This window comes from Leisingera sp. F5 (assembly GCF_001593695.1).
Genome location: NZ_LUKH01000012.1, coordinates 44,274 through 65,545 on the forward strand (window position 1 = coordinate 44,274; position 21,272 = coordinate 65,545).

Here is a 21,272-nt window from a genome sequence, read left to right on the forward strand (position 1 = left end):
TTGGCCTTGCCATACCCAGTGCAGAGAAAGAGGGCCCCTTCATGGATGACAAAAAGATACGGAACATGGAGGAATTCGCGGCGGTCAGCGGCATTTCCCGTCCGACGCTGTCGAAATTCTTCAACGACCCGTCCAGCGTAAGGGCCTCGACCAGGCAGCGCATCGAAGCTGCGCTCGACCGCTACGATTACCGGCCCAACCTCTATGCAATCAATCAGAACCGCCGTCTGACCAAGAACATCGGCATCATCGTTCCCTATCTGGCTGACCCTTTCTTTGCGGAAATCGCCCGTAATATTGAAGAGCACATTCTGAGCACCGGGTACCGGCCGGTCCTGCTAGGCTCCCACGGCAGCCCAGATCAGGAGATCGAAAACCTCGAGAATCTGCGGCTGCTCAAACCGGCTGGTGTTCTGCTGGCCCCCTTGGGGCGGGCATCGGATCAGGCGCGCATTGCCGCCTTTTGCGAAGAGGTTCCGACGGTGTTGTTTGACGCCAATGCCGGCTCCGCGGGTCTGGCATTTGTAGGTTCAAACAACGATCAAAGCATTGATATTATTGTGGACTACCTATGCAGGACAGGCGAACCACCGGCATTCTTTGAGATGAAGGAGCCCTCGAACCCTAACGCCTACAAGCGGCGCCACGCCTATCTCGCCGCCATGGAACGGCTGAACCACACACCGCATTTGATCCAGGCCGCCGGTGAAGGCTGGGAATTTGAAGAGATCGGCTTTCGGGAAGGAACCCGGGTGGTCCGTGACAGGAACCTGCCAACCGATACGATCCTTTGCAGCAATGACCGCCTTGCTATCGGCTTCCTGTCGGCGGCCTATGAGGCTGGGATACGGGTTGGTCTGGGCACAGACTGCAACATGCGGGTAGCCGGGCATGATGACCACCCGTTCTCCCGCTACACTTGCCCGACATTGACGACGGTCTCGCAGGATTACGAAGCCATCGCCCGGAAAAGTGCCGAGACACTGATGAACCTTATTGAGGCGAAAAAACCGGCTGATTCGCGGGAGGAAACCCTGTTTGATGGCCGGTTGGTCATGCGGGGGTCCGCCTAAGCTGCTGATTTTTCGGGTGAGCACCTTTAACTTTACGCGCGTAAAAATTAAATTGACGCCAGCACACCAGCGCCGGTAATCTTGGAGGCGACATCTCAACAGGGAGGTAGAGGATGTTTGCTAATTACGCATTGGGTGCGGCAACGGCCATTTCACTGATCGCAGCAGGCAGTGCCTCTGCCGAGACCATCACCATCGCCACTGTGAACAACGGTGACATGATCAGGATGCAGGGTCTGACAGACGATTTCACCGCCAAGACCGGCCACGACGTCGAATGGGTGACGCTGGAGGAAAACGTGCTGCGCCAGCGTGTGACCACCGACATCACCACCAAGGGCGGCCAGTTCGACATCATGACCATCGGCATGTACGAAACACCGATCTGGGGCAAGAACGGCTGGCTGGTACCGCTGGATGATTTGCCTGCCGAATATGACGCCGATGATATCCTGCCGGCCATGCGCGGCGGCCTGAGCGTCGATGGCACGCTCTATGCGGCCCCGTTTTATGGCGAAAGCTCCATGATCATGTACCGGGCCGACCTGATGGAGAAGGCGGGCCTTGAGATGCCAGACGCCCCGACCTGGGAGTTCGTAGCCGAGGCCGCCCGTGCCATGACCGACAAGGACAACGGGATCTATGGCATCTGCCTTCGCGGCAAGGCCGGCTGGGGTGAGAACATGGCCTTTTTGACCGCCACCGCCAACGCCTTTGGCGCGCGCTGGTTCGACGAGAACTGGCAAGCCCAGTTTGATCAGCCGGAGTGGAAGGAAACCCTGGAGTTCTATGTGAACCTGATGAACGACGCCGGCCCTCCGGGTGCGTCGAACAACGGCTTCAACGAGAACCTGTCGCTGTTCCAGCAGGGCAAATGCGGCATGTGGATCGACGCCACCGTGGCGGCGTCCTTCGTAACTAACCCCAACGACTCGACAGTCGCCGACAAGGTCGGCTTTGCGCTGGCGCCGGATACCGGCAAGGGCAAACGCGGCAACTGGCTCTGGGCCTGGGCGCTGGGTATCCCTGCAGGCACCCAGAAAACGGATGCTGCCAAGGAGTTCATCCAGTGGGCCACCTCCAAGGAATACATTGAGCTGGTGGCCGAAAAAGAAGGCTGGGCCAACGTGCCGCCAGGTGCGCGCACCTCTCTGTATGAAGACCCCAACTACAAGAACGTGCCATTTGCCCGGATGACGCTGGAAAGCATCCAGTCTGCCGACCCGACGAACCCGACGGTGGACCCGGTGCCATATGTTGGCGTGCAATTTGCCGCGATCCCCGAATTTGCCGGCATCGCAGGCCAGGTCGGGCAGGAATTCGCCGCGGCGCTGGCCGGCCAGCAGAGCGTCGACGAAGCCCTGGAAAAGGCCCAGGCGCTGACCACTGATGAAATGGAAGCCGCGGGCTACTGATCTCCCGCACGGACACCCGGGGGCGGCCAGACCGCCGCCCTCTGGCCCCAGCGATCCCCCAGAGCGCATAATCGTCCAAGGCGGCCCGCGTGCCGTCAACGGAGGAGGTACACCAAATGGCAACGCAACACTCCCAACCTGCGGACCAGCTGACGATAGCCCCGTCCGCACCCATGGCGGCAAACCAGCCCGCCGCAGCGGACCACCAGGGCGGCACGAAACACGCCCGCACCGCAGCCCGGCTGATGATGGCACCCGCCGTGATCCTGCTGCTGGGCTGGATGCTGGTGCCGCTGACGATGACGCTCTATTTCTCGTTCAAGAAATTCCTGCCGCTGCGGGGCGGCGACCTGGGCTGGGTCGGCTTTGACAACTATGTCCGCTTCGTGTCCTCCAGCGCCTTCTGGCCCAGCGTGCAGGCGACGCTGGTGATCGTCGGCGGCGTCCTCGCCATCACCGTGGTGCTGGGGGTGCTGCTGGCAATCCTGCTCAATCAACCGATGTGGGGCAGGGGCATGGTCCGCATCCTAGTGATCGCGCCCTTCTTCGTGATGCCCACCGTGTCCGCGCTGGTCTGGAAAAACATGTTCATGGATCCGGTGAATGGCTTGCTGGCCCATCTGTGGCGCCTCTTCGGAGCCGAGCCGCTGGTCTGGCTGACCCAGGCCTCGACCCAGTCGATCATCCTGATTGTCAGCTGGCAATGGCTGCCCTTTGCAACGCTGATCCTGCTGACCGCGATCCAGTCGCTGGACAGCGAACAGCTGGAAGCCGCGGAAATGGACGGTGCGCCGCCGGTGAAGCGCTTTGCCTACATTACCCTGCCGCACCTGTCGCGCGCCATCACCGTGGTTGTGCTGATCCAGACGATCTTTCTGCTTTCGATCTTCGCCGAGATCTTTGTCACCACCCAGGGCGCCTTTGGCACCAAGACCCTGACCTATCTGATCTTCCAGCGAGTTTTGGAGAGCCAAAACATCGGGCTGGGTTCGGCCGGAGGGGTCTACGCCATCATCCTCGCCAACATCGTTGCCATCTTCCTGATGCGCATCGTCGGCAAGAACCTGGACGCGTAAGGAGGCCCTCATGGCACGTGCAATCACATCGCAACGCAAAGCCCTGAATACTGCCCTGGCATGGGGTGTGGGCCTCTTGATCTTCTTCCCGATCCTGTGGACCATCCTGACCAGCTTCAAGACTGAAGCCCAGGCGATCAGCGATCCGCCGGTCTTCCTGTTCTTCGACTGGACGCTGGAGAACTATTCGGTGGTGCAGGAACGCTCCAACTATGGCCGCTTCCTGTGGAATTCGATCATCATCGCCGGCGGCTCCACTATCCTCGGCATCCTCATCGCGGTGCCCGCCGCCTGGTCGATGGCCTTTGTGCCCTCGAAACGGACCAAGGACATCCTGTTGTGGATGCTGTCCACCAAGATGCTGCCGGCAGTTGGCGTTCTATACCCGATCTACCTGCTGTTCATTAAACTGGGCTTGCTGGATACCAAGATTGGTCTGGTGATCGTGCTGATGCTGATCAACCTGCCGATCATCGTCTGGATGCTCTACACCTACTTCAAGGAGATCCCCGGAGAGATCCTCGAAGCGGCCCGGATGGATGGCGCCACCTTGCGCGAAGAAGTTCTATATATCCTGACGCCCATGGCCATTCCCGGCATCGCCTCGACGCTGCTCCTGAACGTGATCCTAGCCTGGAATGAAGCCTTCTGGACGCTCAACCTGACGGCCGCCAAGGCAGCCCCGCTCACCGCCTTCATCGCCAGCTATTCCAGCCCCGAAGGCCTGTTCTACGCCAAGCTGAGCGCGGCCTCGACCATGGCCATCGCCCCGATCCTGATCCTCGGCTGGTTCAGCCAGAAACAACTTGTCAGCGGCCTGACCTTCGGCGCTGTGAAATAAGGAGACATAGACATGGGACGTATCACTCTGGACAAGGTCTCCAAAAGCTTTGGCGACGTTGAAGTTATCCCGCCGCTGGATCTGACCATAGACGATGGCGAATTCACGGTCTTCGTCGGCCCCTCGGGCTGCGGCAAATCCACCCTGCTGCGCCTGATCGCCGGGCTGGAGGATGTGAGCTCCGGCCAAATCCGCATCGACAAGCAGGACGCCACCCATGTTCCGCCCGCCAAGCGCGGCCTGGCAATGGTGTTTCAGTCCTACGCGCTCTATCCGCATATGTCGGTGCGCAAGAACATCGCCTTTCCGATGAAGATGGCCAAGGTCCCGGTTGAGGAGCAGAACCAGCGCATCGAGGCCGCGGCCAACGCGCTGAACCTCACCGATTATCTGGACCGCCGCCCCGGCCAGCTGTCCGGCGGCCAGCGTCAGCGGGTGGCCATCGGCCGCGCCATCGTGCGGGAGCCGTCCGCCTTCCTGTTCGACGAGCCGCTGTCCAACCTCGACGCGGCCCTGCGGGTGGGGATGCGGCTGGAGATATCCGAGCTGCACGAACGCCTGGAAACCACGATGATCTACGTGACCCACGACCAGGTCGAAGCCATGACTATGGCCGACAAGATCGTGGTGCTGCATGCCGGTGTGATCGAACAGGTCGGCTCGCCGCTCGAACTCTACCACACGCCGCGCAACAAATTCGTGGCCGGCTTCATCGGCTCGCCCAAGATGAACTTCATCGAAGGTGAGGAGGCCGCCAAACACGGTGCCCACACCATTGGCATCCGTCCTGAGCATATCGAGGTCTCCGGTGAGGCCGGCGCCTGGTCGGGCGTGGTCAGCGTTTCGGAACATCTGGGGTCTGACACGTTCTTCCACGTTCATGGCACCGGCTTGGCAGAGACCATCACCGTGCGCGCAGATGGCGAAGTCGGGTTCCGTCACGGCGACCGCATCTTCATGACCCCGCGCGCCGATGTGATCCACAAATTCGATGCAGAGGGGCTGCGGATCGCATGAAACGGCTGGCAGGCAAAACAGCACTGATCACCGGCGGCGCCCGGGGCATCGGGCGCGCTTTCGCCGCGGCTTATGCGCGCGAAGGGGCCCGCGTGGCCATCGCGGATATCGATTTCACCGGCGCGCAAACAGCAGTGGAGGAACTGGGCGGCGGAGCAATTCCCGTCAGGCTGGATGTCACCGACCAGGCCAGCATCGAGCAGGCTGTGGCCGAAACGGCCGCAGAGCTGGGCCGGATCGACATCTTGATCAACAACGCAGCCGTCTTCACTGCCGCTCCGGTGAGTGAAATCACCCGTGACGACTATGACCGCGCCTTTGCCGTCAATGTCGCCGGTACGCTGTTCACCCTGCAGGCGGTGGCGAACCACATGATCGAACGCGGAGCGGGTGGCAGGATCATCAACATGGCCAGCCAGGCCGGGCGGCGCGGGGAACCTCTGGTTGCCGTCTACTGCGCCACCAAGGCCGCCATCATCAGCCTGACCCAATCTGCCGGGCTCGACCTGATCCGGCACGGGATCAACGTGAACGCCATCTCCCCCGGTGTGGTGGAGGGTGAGCACTGGGACGGCGTCGATGCGCTTTTTGCAAAATATGAGGGCAAGGCGCCGGGTCAGAAGAAGCAAGAGGTGGCGCAGGCGGTGCCCTATGGGCGCATGGGGCGGGCGGACGACCTGACCGGCATGGCCGTTTTTCTGGCCTCGGACGAGGCCAACTACGTCGTTGCCCAAACCTACAACGTGGACGGTGGACAATGGATGAGCTGATGGAACGCGAAACAGCACAACTTACGCCGGTTAAACTGAGCCAGGAGGCGCTGAAGGATCTGCCCGAAGGTGTTGCAGGTCCCGGATACGACCGCGCGGCGCTGAAGCCGGGGATCATCCACATCGGCCTCGGCAATTTCCACCGCGCGCATCAGGCATGGTACCTGCACCGGCTGATGCAGCAGGGCCTGGCCCAGGACTGGGCCATCATCGGCGCCGGGGCGCGCCCGTATGATGCCGCGATGCGGCAGAAGCTGCTGGCGCAGGACTGCCTGACCACCCTGATCGAACTGGCGCCCGGCAGCGTCTCGGCCGAGATCACTGGATCAATGATCGATTACCTGCCGATAGAAGACGGGAACGGCGCGCTGATCCGCGCCATGGCCGATCCCTCAACTCGTATCGTGTCGCTGACCGTGACCGAGGGCGGCTATTTCATTGACCCGGGCACCGGCGGGTTGGATGCGCGGCACCCCGACATCCGTCATGACGTGGAGAATCCAACCCGTCCCTGCACTGTTTTCGGAGCCATTGCAGCTGCGCTGAAAACCAGGCGCGATGCTGGAGCAGGCCCCTTTACCGTTCAAAGCTGCGACAACCTGCGCGGCAATGGCAATGCCACCCGGCAGGCGGTGGTCTCGCTGGCAAGGCTCACCGACCCGAAGCTGGCGGATTGGATCGATCAGACCTGCAGTTTCCCGAATTCGATGGTCGACTGCATTGTGCCCGCGACCGGCCCCAATGAGATCGCCCTTGCCCGCAAGCTGGGCATTGAGGATGCCGCCCCCGTCACCCATGAAAACTACCGCCAGTGGGTGATCGAGGATGACTTCTGCGCGGGCCGCCCCGACTGGGACAAGGCCGGGGCGGTGTTCACACCCTCCGTGCATGACTACGAGATGATGAAAATCCGCATCTTGAATGCGGGCCACCAGGTTTTGGCCAATGCCGGAGAGATGCTGTCGGTGGAGACCATCGCCGATTGCATGGGGCATCCGCTGATTGCCGCGCTGTTCCGCAAGGTCCAGCAAGAGGAGATTGCCCCTTACGTTGCATCTGTTCCGGGAATGAACCCGCAAGACTATGCCAAACTGATCGAGCGGCGGTTTTCCAACCCCGCCATCCGCGACACGGTCCGGCGGGTAGCCTTTGACGGCTCCTCCCGGCACCCGGGATTTGTCCATCCCATTCTGCGGGATGCGCTGGCAACAGGCGGCCCGATCGCGGGCCTGAGCCTGGTCGAGGCGCTTTGGGCGCGCATGTGTGCAGGCACCCGGGAGGACAGCACCGGGATTGAGGCCAACGACCCCCATTGGGACGCGCTGGCCGAGGCTGCAATGGCCGCAAGGCTGCGCCCGCAAGCCTGGCTCGAACAGCATGATATCTACGGTGATCTGGCCGGCAACCAATGGTTCGCTGTGGAGTTTTCGCGCTGGCTTAGTCTGATCTGGTCGGAAGGATGCGAAGCTGCTTTGCGCGCCTATACCGGGCAAGAGCAGGCCAAGGGGAGCTTGGAAACATGATCCTGTGCTGCGGAGAAGCCCTGATCGACATGATCCCCGCGCCAACTGCGGGCGGGGCGGAAGGATTCGTGCCCCATCCCGGCGGGGCGGTGTTCAACACGGCCATTGCGCTGGGACGGCTCGGGGTGCGGGCCGGCATGCTGACCGGCCTGTCCACCGACATGTTCGGGCGGCAGCTGGCCGAGTCGCTGAAGGCCAGTCACGTTGACACCTCGCTGGTGATCCAGTCCGGCCGCCCCACCACACTGGCCTTTGTCCGCTTGGTGGATGGCCATGCCACCTATTGCTTCTTCGACGAGAACTCAGCCGGGCGCATGCTGATGCCTGGGGATATGCCCAAGCTCCCTCAGGAGGTCTCGGCCCTGTTTTTCGGCGGGATCAGCCTGGCCTCTGAGCCTTGCGCCGGTGCCTATGCCGCGCTGCTGGAGCGCGAGGCCGAGGGGCGCGCAGTGATGATCGATCCGAACATCCGGCCGCGGTTCATTCAGGACATCGAACGCTATCGCGCCCGGCTGGACAAGATGGTGTCGCAAGCGGATATCGTGAAGGTCTCCGACGAAGATCTGAACTGGCTGCAGCCGGAACCGCTGTCGCTGAGCGAGAAAGTGTCCATCCTTCTGGAACGTGGGCCATCCGTACTAATCCTGACACGCGGCGGCGAAGGTGCAACCGGCTATCTTGCGAACGGCGGTGAAGTGCGCGTGCCTGCGGTCAGGGCCAAAATCTCCGACACCGTCGGGGCCGGCGACACATTCAACGCAGGCGTTCTTGCCAAACTGTCTGAGCTTGGGCGGCTGACGAAACAGGAGCTGGCCGCCCTGCCGCCTGACGTTCTGCAACAGGCAATGGAGCATGGTGCAAAAGTGGCGGCGGTTACGGTGTCCCGCGCCGGTGCCAACCCGCCTTGGGCCGGGGAGCTGTAAATGCGAACTTTTCCCTCCCCTTTTTCGCGCACAAATGTTAGCGCTACCAAAAATGCTCCGCATCGCGGTGTCCGTGATGTGGTCCAAAGGAGGAAAGCCCCATGACCATCAAGTGTGCCATATTTGGCCTGGCCCGCGGCGGCAGGACGCCGCGTCCGGCCGCGGGGCCGAAAGGGACGGGCTGAGCCGATGGTGTCCCGCGTCATTCCCGTCGACCCCTTCGATCTGGTCCTGTTCGGCGCCACCGGCGATCTTGCCCGCCGCAAGATCCTGCCCGGATTGTTTCACCGGTTTGCGGTCGGGCAGATGCCGGAAGGCGCGCGGATCATCGGCAGCGCCCGCACCGCAATGAACCGCGCGGAATTCACCGAAGCGGTGCATGCCTGCCTGCTGGAATTCGCGCCGCAAGCCGTGCAGCAGGCCGGGGTGCTGGAAAAATTCCTGGTCGGCCTGGAGTACGTGCGTGTCGATGCCGACGGCGGCGAGGGATGGGACGCCCTGGCGCAGGCGCTGCGGCCGGAGGTCGTACAGGCGTTCTACCTGTCCGTCTCTCCCGCGCTGTTCGGCACCTTCGCCGCCAATCTGAGAGACCGGGGTATCGCCTCGGCCGACAGCCGGATCGTGGTGGAGAAACCCTTTGGCCATGATCTGGCATCGGCCCGGAAACTGAACGCAGACCTGCGCAGGAACTTCGACGAGCAGCAGATCTACCGGATCGACCACTATCTGGGCAAGGAAACCGTGCAGAACCTGATGGCGCTGCGCTTTGCCAATGCCCTGTGGGAGCCCTTGTGGAACTCCACCCATGTGGACCACGTGCAGATCACCGTGGCTGAAAGTCTGGGCGTCGAGGGGCGCGGCGAGTATTACGACCGCTCGGGTGCCATGCGGGACATGGTGCAGAACCACCTGATGCAGCTATTGTGCCTGACCGCGATGGAGCCGCCATCCCGCTTCACTTCCGACGCGGTGCGTGATGAGAAGGTCAAGGTGATCGAGGCGCTGGAACCGGTGGCGCCATCGGACATCGTGCGCGGCCAGTACCGCGCCCAAGGCAGCGCGGGCAGCTACCGCGACCATGCCGGCGACCCGCGGAGCGGCACCGAAAGCTTCATCGCCATGAAGGTGAATATCGGCAACTGGCGGTGGGCGGGCACGCCGTTCTACCTGCGCACGGGCAAAAAGCTGCGGGCGCGCTGTTCCGAAATTGCGGTGGTGTTCCGCGACCCGCCGCACATGATCTTTCCGGACATGGCCGGGCGGCGCAGCAACGCAATGATTATTCGCCTGCAGCCGGATGAAGGCATCACCCTGCGCAACACGATCAAGGAGCCGGGTCCGGGCGGTTTCCGCCTCGCGGAAGTGTCCCTGGATATGACCTTTGCCGAGGCTCTGGGGGAACGCGCTGAACCCCAAGATGCCTATGAACGCCTGATCATGGATGTGATCCGCGGCGACCAAACCCTGTTCATGCGCGGCGACGAGGTAGAGGCTGCCTGGGCCTGGGCCGACCCCATCATTGCCAGCTGGGAGGACTTCGGGCCTGCCCCGTCTCCCTACGATCCGGGAGGGTCCGGCCCTGAGGACGCCCTGATGCTGTTGCACCGCGAGGGCCGGCGGTGGCGCGAGATCGGGGGCTGAGCAATGCATCAGGAGTGCAAGCCCCTGGCACCAGCCAAGCCCCACCTCTTTCAAATCGTCCCGCCAATCTGTTTTCCCAAGGGAGCGTACAAATGAGCCAGCTCAATGACACTTTTCTGCGCGTGACCGATCGGATCATTGCCCGCAGTGAAACCACCCGGGCCGCGTATCTGGATCAAATGAACCGCGCTGCGGCAAAGAGCCCTGCCAGGGCGCATCTGTCCTGCAGCGGCCAGGCCCATGCCTACGCCGCTTCGGGTGGTGACAAAGCGCATTTGGTCGAGCGCAAGGCAGGCAACCTCGGCATCGTCACCGCCTACAACGACATGCTGTCGGCCCATCAGCCCTTTGAACATTATCCGGCCCTCATCAAGCAGGCAGCCCGCGAGGCTGGCGGCACCGCACAGGTTGCCGGCGGTGTGCCCGCCATGTGCGACGGTGTCACGCAGGGAGAGGCGGGCATGGAGCTGAGCCTGTTTTCCCGCGATGTGATTGCGCTGGCGGCCTCAGTTGCGCTCAGCCACGCGACATTCGACGCCGCCGTCTATCTGGGGGTCTGCGACAAGATCGTGCCCGGGCTGGTGATCGCGGCGCAGGCCTTTGGCCATCTGCCGTCGGTATTTTTGCCCGCGGGCCCCATGACCAGCGGCTTGGCAAATGACGAAAAAGCCAAAGTCCGCCAGCAGTTTGCCGCGGGTGAAGTGGGCCGGGAAACCCTGCTGACTGCTGAAATGGCCGCCTATCACGGGCCGGGCACCTGCACCTTCTACGGCACCGCCAACACCAACCAGATGCTGATGGAGTTCATGGGGCTGCACCTGCCCGGCGCCAGCTTTGTGCCGCCCGGCACCGCGCTGCGCGATGCTTTGACGAAGGAAGGCGCCAAGCGCTCCTTGTCGCTCAGCGCGCTTGGCAACCATTATACGCCGGTCTGCAGCATTCTCGATGAGAAGGCCTTTGTGAACGGCATAGTCGGGCTGAACGCCACCGGCGGCTCCACCAATCTGCTGATCCATCTGGTGGCGATGGCACGGGCAGGCGGCATCGTGCTTGACTGGCAGGATTTTTCGGATCTCTCCGAAATCACCCCGCTGCTGGCGCGGGTCTATCCAAACGGGCTCGCGGATGTGAACCATTTTCACGCCGCAGGCGGGCTTGGCTGCATGATCGGCGGGCTGCTGGGGGCCGGTCTTCTGCATCCGGACACCGTGACCGTGGCGGGCCAAGGATTGGAGACCTACACCCAGGAGCCGGTCCTGAACGAAGGCGTCCTGGCATGGCGCGATGGCGCCGGCCACAGCCTGAACGAAGCCATCCTGCGCCCGCCCCATGACCCGTTCCAGCCGACCGGCGGCCTCAAGCGCCTGACCGGCAGCCTTGGCACCGCGGTCATGAAAGTCTCTGCCGTGGCGCCCGAACACCAGGTGGTCGAGGCGCCGGTGCGCGTCTTCGCCGATCAGAATGAGGTCAAAAGCGCCTTCAAGAGGGGCGAGCTGACCGGGGATGTGATCGTGGTTGTGCGCTTCCAGGGGCCAAAGGCCAACGGCATGCCTGAGCTGCACAGCCTGACGCCGCTGCTGGCGATCCTGCAGGGCCGCGGCCAGAAGGTTGCACTGGTCACCGATGGCCGTATGTCCGGCGCCTCCGGCAAGGTGCCTGCCGCAATCCATGTCAGCCCCGAAGCCGTTGACGGCGGCGCGATTGCCCGCCTGCAAGACGGGGATCTTCTGCGCGTGGATGCCATCGCCGGAACACTGGAAATCCTGACTAACGGTGTGTGCGAGCGCCCGGCCGCAACCGCAGACCTGACCGCCAGCCAATCCGGAACCGGCCGCGAGCTGTTTGCAGCCTTCCGCAACACCGTCAGCGCCGCCACGGACGGCGCTACCATCTTCGGAGCCTGACACATGACGCATTCCCCCAAGGACGCCAGCCAGCTGACCCGCGAACTATGCAGCCTGGCACCAATCGTGCCGGTGCTGGTCATCGAAGATGCCGCCACCGCGCGCCCGCTGGCCGAAGCGCTGGTCTCAGGCGGTCTTTCTGCGCTGGAAGTCACTCTGCGCACCCCGGCTGCGCTGGAGGCAATCCGCGCCATGTCTGAGGTTCCAGGCGGCCATGTCGGCGCCGGCACGCTGATCACGCCCGAGGATGTCCGCGCCGCCAAGGCTGCCGGAGCAACCTTTGGGGTTTCCCCCGGCGCCACCGATGAACTTCTGGCCGCCTGCGAGGCGGAGCAGCTGCCGCTGCTGCCGGGGGCGGCGACCGCAACCGAGGCCATGCAGCTCCTTGCGCGCGGCTACGATATGCTCAAATTCTTCCCGGCGGAGGCTTCCGGCGGCGCACCGGCCTTAAAGGCAATCGGCGCGCCCTTGCCGCAGATCACCTTCTGCCCGACCGGCGGTATCAGCCCCGCAAACGCCGGCAGCTATCTTTCCCTCAGCAACGTGCTGTGCGCGGGCGGCAGCTGGGTCGCGCCGGCGGACCTGATCGCTGCCGGGGATTGGGGCGGGATTGAAACGCTGGCCAGACAGGCCGCGCAACTGGGGGGAAGCGCATGATGGATATCTGGACCAAGCTGCAGGAGAACCACAGCGCGGCAGAAGGGCGGCGGATCATTTCCCTGTTCGACGACCCGCAGCGCTTTGACAGGTTTTCGGTTGAAGCAGACGGGCTGCTGCTGGACTTCTCAAAGACCAGCATCGACCGTGCGGCACTTGATCTGCTGCTGGAACTGGCCGAGGTGCGGAACGTTGCTGGAAAACGCGATGCCATGTTCCGTGGCGAGCGGATCAACCGGTCCGAAGACCGGGCGGTGCTTCATACTGCCCTGCGCGCCGGAGATGATGAGCCGCTGGTGGTTGATGGCGAGGACGCGCGTCCGGGGATAAGGAAAACCCTGCAAGCGATGGAGGATTTTGCCGACGGTATCCGCTCGGGCCGTATCGCAACCGCGGGTGGCGGGGCATTTACCGATGTTGTGAATATCGGCATCGGCGGCTCCGATCTGGGGCCGGTCATGGCGGTCCGGGCCCTGAGCCCGTATCACAACGGACCGCGCTGCCATTTCGTTTCCAATGTCGACGGCGCCCAGATCTCCGACACGCTGCAGAAACTCGATCCCCGTTCGACGCTGGTCATCATCGCGTCCAAGACCTTCACCACGATCGAGACGATGACCAATGCGGAAACGGCCATCAGCTGGCTGAAAAATGCATTGGGCAGCAAGGCCGTGTCACATCTGGCCGCAGTCTCGACAGCGCTGGACAAGACCGCCGGCATGGGGATCAGCCCTGAGCGGGTCTTTGGCTTTGCCGACTGGGTGGGCGGGCGGTATTCCCTCTGGGGACCCGTCGGCCTTCCGATCATGCTGGCCATCGGCGCGGCGGAGTTCCGCAATTTCCTGGCCGGGGCGTGGGCCATGGACACCCATTTCCTGACCGCCCCGCCAGACCGGAACATGCCGCTGCTGATGGGACTGGTTGGGATCTGGCACCGTAACATCTGCCGCTATCCGACCCGCGCAATCCTGCCCTACGACCAGCGTTTGGCGAAATTGCCCGCCTACCTGCAGCAGCTCGACATGGAGAGCAACGGCAAGTGCGTATCTAACCGTGGAACAACACTGGAGCGCAGCTCCGGTCCTGTCGTCTGGGGCGAAGCCGGAACCAACGGACAGCACGCGTTCTATCAGCTGCTGCACCAGGGAACCGAAATCATCCCCGCTGAGTTTCTGGTGGCTTCGCGCAGTCATGAACCCAGCCTGCGGGAACACCATGATTTGCTGAAGGCGAATTGCCTGGCCCAGTCCGAAGCCCTGATGCTTGGCCGCACCCTGGAGCAGGCCTTGGAGATTGCTGCAGCGCTCGGCTATACCGGCGAAGAGCGTCGCGTCCAAGCGGCATACCGGACCTTTCCAGGCAACCGCCCTTCGATGACGCTGGCCTATCCGCTGCTGACGCCGTACTCCCTTGGCCAGATCATCGCGCTGTATGAACACCGGGTGTTCGTTGAAGGCGCCATTTGGGGGATCAATTCCTTTGATCAATGGGGAGTGGAATTGGGCAAGGAACTGGCCAGCGCCCTGGTGCCAATGATCAAGGGCGCCTCATCTGAGGGCAAGGACCCGTCTACAATTGCTCTGATCCGGAAACTGTCTGCGTGAATGACCCGTCGGATCACCCAGTTGTCGACAAACGCCGTCAATACCAAGGTGCCGGACATTTACAAACGGGCGTTGCGAACATTTCCGCAGTCCGGACACTCACGTTTGGCGCAGCGAACGACTGCTTCCCTGAAGGTTTTTCGATGCGGGCCGCGGCGCGACGATGGCGGCTGGAAGGTGGCGGCCCGCGTTGACAAACCTCGGAAGGAGGAAGCCGCGGGGGCCTGGATCGGGCTATGGGGAAAGTGTGGCGAGGACTGAAGCGACGGCTGCGATTTTGTTGCCGCGTAAGCCGTTCTGGTGGCTGGGATCTGACAAGGACCTACTCAATTGCGTTGTTTTTCTTGGCATTGTTGGAGACACGATCCGGGGCTGCAAACGACAGGCCGCGCGCTGCCCATGGCGGGTCTGCAAGGACAGCCGACAGTGATTTCTGACGAGTGACTGGCGATATGTCATGCAGCCTTTTCCCTTGGCGGCGCACGCGACATTGGTTTCTGACCGCGCCGGAAGATCTCGATGATGCGCATGGGTCCGCCGCAGCAGGGACAAGGCTCGCGCAGAGTGAGCGGGGTGATCTCGGGCTCCTGCTCCGGTTCGGCGGCCTGTTCAGGGCGTTGGGCGCACAGCAAGGCGCGGATCTTTGCAATGTTGGCCTTGCAGGTTGAACTGGCCAGCAGGCCATAGTGCCTGATGCGGTGGAAACCAGCGGGCAGGACATGGATCAAGAACCGCCGGATGAACTCGGGCGTGGTCAGCCGCATCACCTTTTGCCGGCCGCCACGCTTGATGCGGTAATCCTTCCAGAGGAAGGCGACGCTATCGGCATCGGCGCTGACCAGGCGTGCGTTCGAGATGGCAACCCGGTGGGTGTAGCGGCTGAGGTAGGCCAGGACCGCCTCGGGGCCGCCGAAGGGCGGTTCGGCATAGACCACCCATTCGGACTTGCGGAACGGAGCGAGCCAGGCCGTGAAGGCATCCGCCTGGGCCAGCCGCTCGAAGCCGGTGAAGAAGGCAAGCTGCCTGGCACGGTGCAGATCTATAAGACCGTCCAGAAACAGACGCCGGAACAGCCGCGACAGCACCCGCACGTGCAGAAAGACCCCGGGTTTGCAGGCGACCCACCTGGTGCCGTCCGGCGACAAGCCGCCGCCCGGCACGATCATGTGGATGTGGGGGTGATGGGTCAGAGCTGATCCCCAGGTGTGCAACACACTGGTCATGCCCACCCGTGCGCCCATCCGCTTGGGACCGGCCGCAATGGTCATACCTGCGTGTAGCGTGCCGTGGTGCTCAGCTTGGCATGGCCGAGCAACACCTGGATGACCCGGACATCCACGGCCCGGCAGGCGCATCCGAAGGATGCTGCCGAGAGGGGGTGTTGGCCTCCAGCAGATGCGTCGCAAAGCTGTGGCGGAGCGTGTGCAGCGTTGCCGCCTTCATGATGCCCGCCATGTGCTTGGCCGAGGTGAACGCCCGGTTCAACTGTCGTGGTGACAGCGGATTGATCTTCGGCTTTCCCGGGAAGAGCCATCCCTCCGGACGGGACTCGCGCCAGTAGCCGCGCAGCAACGCAAGCAGGTTGGGCGACAGCATCGCCTTACGATCCCGCCCGCCCCTTCCATCATCGACATGGATCAGCATACGGTCGCTGTCGATGTCCGTGACCTTGAGATTGCATACCTCGGAGGCGCGCAGACCGGCTCCGTAGCTGATGCCAAGGACGGCACGATACTTGAGCCCGGGGCCGGGAACCGCGGCCAACAGGTCGGCCGCCTCCTCGACGCTGAGCACCACGGGCAGTTTGCGGGGCTTGCGGTGGAACTGCATGAAGCGCGTTCGGCGGGAAAATGATCCCCCGGATCATTTTCTATACCTCCGTCACTCTCCTCGCGCCCGCAGGTCACACCGAAGAAGAACCGCAAGGAAATGATCCGAACATTGAAGGTGCTGGCTGATACCCCGTCTTCAGTCATCTTCAACTGATACGACCGCAGCTCCTCGGGTGTCGCCGTATCGGGTGTGTGGATACCTCGGTCGGTGCAAGCACTCTTTTGAACGGTTCGAACATGTGATCGGGTACGGTCATGTGTCAGGCCTTGAGGTGCGGCTTTGACAATGCCGCTGGCCGGTATGGCGATGCGAAGGTCGGGTCCATATCATTACGCCCGAGCTGCAAGCTCTTTGGGAAGGCCTGGTTTTCCCAATCTCGATCTGGTCGATCGTTTGTCCTTACTGTTCAATGTCCGTCTCACACCTGCCAGCCTTCACCGTGTCACACGGCGGGGGCGGGGTCTCGATAGTCTTCCTGTTTCGTCAGCATCGCCCAGATCGCGCGGGCGGTTTTGTTTGCCAGCGCGATGGCGACCAGCATCCTGGGCTTGCGCGCCAGCATCTGCTCTAGCCAGGACCCCTTGGGAGGGCCGTTCTTGACCGCCCAGCTGACCCGGGTCATCGCACCGATGATCAACAGCCTTCGAATGTCCCTTTGTCCCATTTTGGATGTTCGCCCCAAGATTTGCCGGCCACCGGTCGACTTTTGAACGGGGACGAGCCAGGCCGCAAAGTCGCGTCCTCTGCGGAAGCCCTCCATGGGTGGTGCGAAAGCTTGAATTGCCATGACACTAACGGGACCGACGCCTGGCGCGGTCTGCAAACGAATGGTCTCAGGGTCTGACTTCGCCGCGTCCTCAAGACGTTTCTGTATTCCCCTGATCCTGACATTCAATATGCCAATCTGCTCCAGGTGCAGCCGACAAAGTTCGATGACGCCCGGCGGGAGATCGCTTTCCGGAGCATCGGTCTGCGCCTTGAGCTTCTTGACGAATGTTCGTCCAGGAGGCGCGATGATGCCGTATTCCATGAGGTGCCCCCGCAAGGCGTTGATGAGGGCGTTGCGCTGACGAACAAACAGATCGCGCGTCTTGAAGACCATGGATCGGGCCTGCTGCTCTTCTGATTTCACGGGGACGAACCGCATGGTCGGGCGCACCACGGCTTCTGCAATCGCCTCGGCGTCATTCGCATCGTTTTTCTGCCGTTTCACAAAGGGCTTCACATAGATCGGCGGGATTAGCCGCACCTCGTGACCCAACTTAATGAACTCGCGGCCCCAGTAGTGCGACGAGGCACAAGCCTCCATGGCGGCAAGGCAGGGCGGTTGATCGGCCATGAACCGGATGAGTTGGGCCCGCGACAGCTTCTTGCGGAATACGGGCCGTCCCGACGCATCCGCGCCGTGGAGCTGAAAAACCGGCTTTGCCAAGTCGATCCCGATAACTGTAACTTCTTCCACGGATACCTCCTCCATGCTGGTGCTTTTCAACATCACCATCTTGGCACATCGCGATGCCGTTGCGGGGTGAGGTATCCACACCATCATTCGCCGAATGTCTCGCGGGACTTCTCGTGCTCCGGGCGCTGATGGATTGAGCGCTCCGGCGGAAAAACAAGGCCGCGCGGCCTGCGTGCGTAGCGCGGCTGCCGTTTCTTGCGCCGGCTCGGCAGGGGGCGTGCCAGTTCTTCCGATTGGCCATCGGGGCCGTAAATGTAAGCGTAAATGGTCTCGTGGCTCACGCGCACCGGTTGGCCTTCAAAGCCAAGCCGGCCGGCGATCTGCTCTGGCGACCAGCCTTCTTTCAACTGGGTGATCACTGCCTGGCGCAGGTCTTTCAATCGCACCGGCTTGCGGCGGCGCGCGCATCTGGCTTCTGCAGTTCTCTGCGCATTCACACCGTAGTAGCCGCTCAGATACGGCAGCTCGCGGTCTTCGAAGCGGTTGCGCTTGATCTCGCGATAGACAGTGGAGCGATGCCTGCCGAGCGCGCCTGCAATCTTGCTCACGGGCATCTTTGCGTTCAGCATATCCTCGATTGCACGCCGTTCATGCAAATCAAGCTCTGTATGGGCCATCTTCCATTCTCCTTGCTTTCCAGCAAGATAGGGGAACTGTCGCAACGCAGATTAGAATGTGCCCCGGCACAATCAAAAAACGCGTAAGCGAAATTATGTTGAATGTAATTGCTGCAGATCGGCGCGCTGCTTACTGACTGGCCGAAGCGGCACCTCAGCCAGTCAGAGCTTGCATCAGGCGCTCAGGCGGCCGGGACCGCTGTTTGCCTCGTGGCTGGCCGCGGGAGCCGCGCTGCCGCTGCCCAGATCGAACCGGCTAATGATATCCGTCAGGCTGTGCGCTTCATTTTGCAGCAGCTGGCTGGCAGCAGCGGCCTCCTCGGACATGGCGGCATTCTGCTGGGTCATGTTGTCCAGCTGGTGCATGGCGCCATCGATTTTTTCCAGCCCGCGCGATTGGGTGCGCACGCCGTCGGCAATGTCGGTGACCAGCCCGGATACAGCCGAGACCTGTTCGATGATGCTGGTCAGCGCGTCACCCGCACGGCCCACCATCGCGACGCCATTTGCCACGTGCTCCTCGCTGGCGGATGTCAGCCCCTTGATCTGCCCGGCTGCATTGGAGGCGCGCTGCGCCAGGGCGCGCACCTCAGAGGCGACCACGGCAAAACCTGCCCCAGCGGGGCCTGCGCGGGCGGCTTCAACTCCTGCATTCAGCGCTAAGAGATTGGTCTGGAAGGCAATGTCGTCGATCATGTTGATAATCTTGGAAATCTCTGACGAGGCTTCCTGAATCTGGTCCATCGCTGCGACCGCAGAAGTCACCACATCGGTGCTTTGTTCCGCTTCGCTGCGGGCGCCGCGCATGGTTGCATCCATCCGGCCCGCTTGGTCCGCGGTGTCGCGGATGCCGCCGGTCAACTCGCGGATGGCGCCTGCGGTTTCTTCCAGCGTTGCTGCCTGGCTTTCGGTGCGATGGGCCATTTCGGTGGCCGCGCCCCGTTGTTCCTCGGAGAACCGCCCAACGTTTTCAGCCGCCTCCACCACGTCGCCCATAGATCCGCGCAGCCGCTCAAGACTGCGGTTGAAGTTTTCCCGCAGGGTTTCGTAATGCCCGTCAAACGGCACCCGGATGTCACAGGTCAGGTTGCCGCGCTGCAGCTCGGACAAGGCTGCGCTCATACTGTCGACCACAGCAGCGGTGTGGCGGGCGGCTTCCACTTCGCGCGCTGCTGCGGCGTCGGCCTCTTTCAGTTTGCCGCGGAAACTGTCGAGGCTGCGGGCCAGGTCGCCCAGCTCATCACCGCGGTCGCGGCCCAGGATGTCGGTGTCATAGTTGCTGTCCGCCAGCGCATTTGTGGCCTCGCGCAGAGCGTGGATCGGGCGGGTGACGCTGCGCGCCGCCAGCCAGGACACGCCGATGGCCGCCAGCAGAGCGGCGCCAATCAGCCCGGCGGCAATCAGCCGGATGCGCTCGACCACAGCAAAGGCAGTGTGCTCGTCGGTTTCCAGTACCAGCGACCAGTCAAATCCGGGCAGCTCCAGCGGCATCACCAGGGCTATGGCACGTTCGCCCAGCGAAGAGGCAACCGCCTCAAACTGGCCGGCTTCGCGCGCTTTGGCAGCCTGGATCTGCGGCGTGTCCGGCATTTTCTGCAGCACCGGGAACAGTCCCTCAACCGAGGACGGGCTGCGGGCCAGGCCGTCGCTGCTGGCGACAAAGATGTTCTGATGCGTGCCGCCCGACAGGTTGCTGGTCAGCGCAGAGACGATGCCCTTGCTGCCCAGCTGCACGGCGATAACGCCGACTATCTGTTTGCGTTTGGAGAAGACAGGCGCAGCCATGAATGCTGCAACGCCATCGGGGCTGTGGCTGTAGGCGGCAAAGTCTGCGGCAACCACCGTGCCGGCCTCTGCCTGCAGGGCGGCCTTGAAGGCTTGGGCGAGTCCGCTGTCCGCACCCGGCTCGATGCCGGTCAGAAAGTCATCCTGCTTTTTGACCGAGTAGACCACCTGCCCCTTGGCGCTGATCAGGTAAAGGTCCTGATAGCCGTTCAGACGCAGGCTTTGCAGGAACGTGGGGTGATAGGTGACATGCGATTGGTTGTAATAGCTGCCGTCGCCCGCGTCTGTCAGCTCCTCGCGCTGCTGCGCTGGATGCGGATTTTCTGCGGCATAGGTCTGTTTCAGATAGGCGATCGGGTCGTCTTCCTCAACCATGCCGATCACCCGTTCGAAGTTGCCGATCGCCCGGAATACTGCGGGCTGGCCGGCCAGGCTGGAAACATCGGACCGGGCTGCTTTGATCAGGAATTCCAGCGCCTGGGCGCCGGATTTGGCCTCGATCCTTTGCGCGGCAAAGGCGTTTTCCCGGATGCTGCGCTCAGCCATTGAATAAACCAGCAGCGACACAGTGACGAGGAAGGCCCCCGTCAGCGCCACCATGATCAGCGGCAGTTTCAGCTTGAGCGGCAGTTTCATGGTCCGGGGCATTGGCGAAGGTCTCCTGCTATCGGCGGCGCACCGGTTGCAGCCGGGGCCTTTAGGAGTGTTAATCAGGAAAATCCTGAAAAAGTGTGTACCGCAAGCCTATCGCAAATGAAGTTTTCCGGAATTCCAGGACCTTTGATGCCGCAAACATGAATTTCAGCTCCCTTGGGTGATAATCGCTGGTTTCACCTTATTATTCTGGTGTTTGCCACAGTATGTATTCCGGAAACGCAAGCCAGGGTGGCGCAAACCGTCAGATGGGAACACATTCGAATTTGGGGATCTTGCATGGAGCGCCCCGGCTTCAGGCTGCCCCGGGGCAAGCACCCGCAGAGTCCGGGTAACTTTCTGCGAGACGTTTCCCTGGTGCTCAGGGCAGGCCCCGGCAGCGGGACCGCCTTTATCGCGTTTCTGTTTCATGGATTGGGCCTTGACGCATCTTGTGGCGCAGGGCGGATCGGCCTGTCTGCCGCAGCGGTTGGCTGC

Annotated in this window: 16 protein-coding genes and 1 pseudogene; 12 read left to right on the top strand and 5 right to left on the bottom strand. The window is 62.5% G+C overall.

The window, feature by feature from the left end:
* The first annotated feature begins 41 nt into the window (after positions 1–41).
* From A2I95_RS10390 to pgi, 12 genes are all read left to right on the top strand, one after another.
* Positions 42–1,073, top strand: a complete 1,032-nt coding sequence (locus A2I95_RS10390; protein WP_291729688.1) for a LacI family DNA-binding transcriptional regulator — start codon at positions 42–44, stop codon at positions 1,071–1,073.
* Between the two features lie 113 nt (positions 1,074–1,186).
* On the top strand, positions 1,187–2,488 hold the full coding sequence (locus tag A2I95_RS10395; protein WP_291729689.1) for a sugar ABC transporter substrate-binding protein: 1,302 nt from the start codon (positions 1,187–1,189) through the stop codon (positions 2,486–2,488).
* Positions 2,489–2,733: 245 nt separating this feature from the next.
* Positions 2,734–3,564: a carbohydrate ABC transporter permease gene (locus A2I95_RS10400; RefSeq protein WP_291729713.1), complete on the top strand. Its 831-nt coding sequence runs from the start codon at positions 2,734–2,736 to the stop codon at positions 3,562–3,564.
* 10 nt (positions 3,565–3,574) lie between these two features.
* The gene (locus A2I95_RS10405) at positions 3,575–4,405 is read left to right on the top strand and encodes a carbohydrate ABC transporter permease (RefSeq protein ID WP_291729690.1); all 831 of its coding nucleotides are present in this window, start codon (positions 3,575–3,577) and stop codon (positions 4,403–4,405) included.
* A gap of 12 nt (positions 4,406–4,417) precedes the next feature.
* Positions 4,418–5,422 (top strand): ABC transporter ATP-binding protein, encoded by a 1,005-nt coding sequence (locus tag A2I95_RS10410; protein ID WP_291729691.1) that lies wholly within the window; start codon positions 4,418–4,420, stop codon positions 5,420–5,422.
* Positions 5,419–6,192, top strand: a complete 774-nt coding sequence (locus tag A2I95_RS10415) for an L-iditol 2-dehydrogenase (RefSeq protein WP_291729692.1) — start codon at positions 5,419–5,421, stop codon at positions 6,190–6,192. Before A2I95_RS10410 ends, A2I95_RS10415 begins: the two co-directional genes overlap by 4 nt.
* The gene (locus tag A2I95_RS10420; protein ID WP_291729693.1) at positions 6,180–7,715 is read left to right on the top strand and encodes a mannitol dehydrogenase family protein; all 1,536 of its coding nucleotides are present in this window, start codon (positions 6,180–6,182) and stop codon (positions 7,713–7,715) included. Before A2I95_RS10415 ends, A2I95_RS10420 begins: the two co-directional genes overlap by 13 nt.
* Positions 7,712–8,638: a carbohydrate kinase gene (locus A2I95_RS10425; protein ID WP_291729694.1), complete on the top strand. Its 927-nt coding sequence runs from the start codon at positions 7,712–7,714 to the stop codon at positions 8,636–8,638. Before A2I95_RS10420 ends, A2I95_RS10425 begins: the two co-directional genes overlap by 4 nt.
* Positions 8,639–8,827: 189 nt before the next feature.
* Positions 8,828–10,279 carry a glucose-6-phosphate dehydrogenase gene (gene zwf / locus A2I95_RS10430; protein ID WP_291729695.1) on the top strand — a complete coding sequence of 484 codons (1,452 nt, stop codon included), beginning with the start codon at positions 8,828–8,830 and terminating at the stop codon, positions 10,277–10,279.
* Between the two features lie 92 nt (positions 10,280–10,371).
* Positions 10,372–12,183, top strand: coding sequence for a phosphogluconate dehydratase (edd, locus tag A2I95_RS10435; protein WP_291729696.1), 1,812 nt, complete (start codon positions 10,372–10,374; stop codon positions 12,181–12,183).
* A gap of 3 nt (positions 12,184–12,186) precedes the next feature.
* Positions 12,187–12,840, top strand: coding sequence for a bifunctional 4-hydroxy-2-oxoglutarate aldolase/2-dehydro-3-deoxy-phosphogluconate aldolase (gene eda, locus A2I95_RS10440; protein ID WP_291729697.1), 654 nt, complete (start codon positions 12,187–12,189; stop codon positions 12,838–12,840).
* Positions 12,837–14,444 carry a glucose-6-phosphate isomerase gene (gene pgi, locus A2I95_RS10445; protein WP_291729698.1) on the top strand — a complete coding sequence of 536 codons (1,608 nt, stop codon included), beginning with the start codon at positions 12,837–12,839 and terminating at the stop codon, positions 14,442–14,444. Before eda ends, pgi begins: the two co-directional genes overlap by 4 nt.
* 455 nt (positions 14,445–14,899) lie before the next feature.
* On the opposite strand, the pseudogene A2I95_RS10450 reads toward pgi, so the two are convergent.
* The 5 genes and pseudogenes from A2I95_RS10450 to A2I95_RS10470 form a co-directional block, all read right to left on the bottom strand.
* Positions 14,900–15,712 (bottom strand): annotated as a pseudogene (locus A2I95_RS10450) (transposase); the annotation flags it as partial.
* Positions 15,713–15,737: 25 nt separating this feature from the next.
* On the bottom strand, positions 15,738–16,274 hold the full coding sequence (locus tag A2I95_RS10455) for a tyrosine-type recombinase/integrase (RefSeq protein WP_291729699.1): 537 nt from the start codon (positions 16,272–16,274) through the stop codon (positions 15,738–15,740).
* Positions 16,275–16,719: 445 nt separating this feature from the next.
* Positions 16,720–17,739, bottom strand: coding sequence for an IS110 family transposase (locus A2I95_RS10460; RefSeq protein ID WP_291729714.1), 1,020 nt, complete (start codon positions 17,737–17,739; stop codon positions 16,720–16,722).
* 83 nt (positions 17,740–17,822) lie between these two features.
* Positions 17,823–18,356 carry an IS30 family transposase gene (locus tag A2I95_RS10465; protein ID WP_291729700.1) on the bottom strand — a complete coding sequence of 178 codons (534 nt, stop codon included), beginning with the start codon at positions 18,354–18,356 and terminating at the stop codon, positions 17,823–17,825.
* 174 nt (positions 18,357–18,530) lie between these two features.
* On the bottom strand, positions 18,531–20,789 hold the full coding sequence (locus A2I95_RS10470; RefSeq protein WP_291729701.1) for a methyl-accepting chemotaxis protein: 2,259 nt from the start codon (positions 20,787–20,789) through the stop codon (positions 18,531–18,533).
* Positions 20,790–21,272: the final 483 nt, after the last annotated feature.

Coding starts and splice junctions, on each gene's coding strand:
- A2I95_RS10390 (WP_291729688.1), top strand. CDS start 42: ATGGATGACAAAAAGATACGGAACATGGAGGAATTCGCGGCGGTCAGC.
- A2I95_RS10395 (WP_291729689.1), top strand. CDS start 1,187: ATGTTTGCTAATTACGCATTGGGTGCGGCAACGGCCATTTCACTGATC.
- A2I95_RS10400 (WP_291729713.1), top strand. CDS start 2,734: ATGATGGCACCCGCCGTGATCCTGCTGCTGGGCTGGATGCTGGTGCCG.
- A2I95_RS10405 (WP_291729690.1), top strand. CDS start 3,575: ATGGCACGTGCAATCACATCGCAACGCAAAGCCCTGAATACTGCCCTG.
- A2I95_RS10410 (WP_291729691.1), top strand. CDS start 4,418: ATGGGACGTATCACTCTGGACAAGGTCTCCAAAAGCTTTGGCGACGTT.
- A2I95_RS10415 (WP_291729692.1), top strand. CDS start 5,419: ATGAAACGGCTGGCAGGCAAAACAGCACTGATCACCGGCGGCGCCCGG.
- A2I95_RS10420 (WP_291729693.1), top strand. CDS start 6,180: ATGGATGAGCTGATGGAACGCGAAACAGCACAACTTACGCCGGTTAAA.
- A2I95_RS10425 (WP_291729694.1), top strand. CDS start 7,712: ATGATCCTGTGCTGCGGAGAAGCCCTGATCGACATGATCCCCGCGCCA.
- zwf (WP_291729695.1), top strand. CDS start 8,828: ATGGTGTCCCGCGTCATTCCCGTCGACCCCTTCGATCTGGTCCTGTTC.
- edd (WP_291729696.1), top strand. CDS start 10,372: ATGAGCCAGCTCAATGACACTTTTCTGCGCGTGACCGATCGGATCATT.
- eda (WP_291729697.1), top strand. CDS start 12,187: ATGACGCATTCCCCCAAGGACGCCAGCCAGCTGACCCGCGAACTATGC.
- pgi (WP_291729698.1), top strand. CDS start 12,837: ATGATGGATATCTGGACCAAGCTGCAGGAGAACCACAGCGCGGCAGAA.
- A2I95_RS10455 (WP_291729699.1), bottom strand. CDS start 16,274: ATGCAGTTCCACCGCAAGCCCCGCAAACTGCCCGTGGTGCTCAGCGTC.
- A2I95_RS10465 (WP_291729700.1), bottom strand. CDS start 18,356: ATGGCCCATACAGAGCTTGATTTGCATGAACGGCGTGCAATCGAGGAT.
- A2I95_RS10470 (WP_291729701.1), bottom strand. CDS start 20,789: ATGCCCCGGACCATGAAACTGCCGCTCAAGCTGAAACTGCCGCTGATC.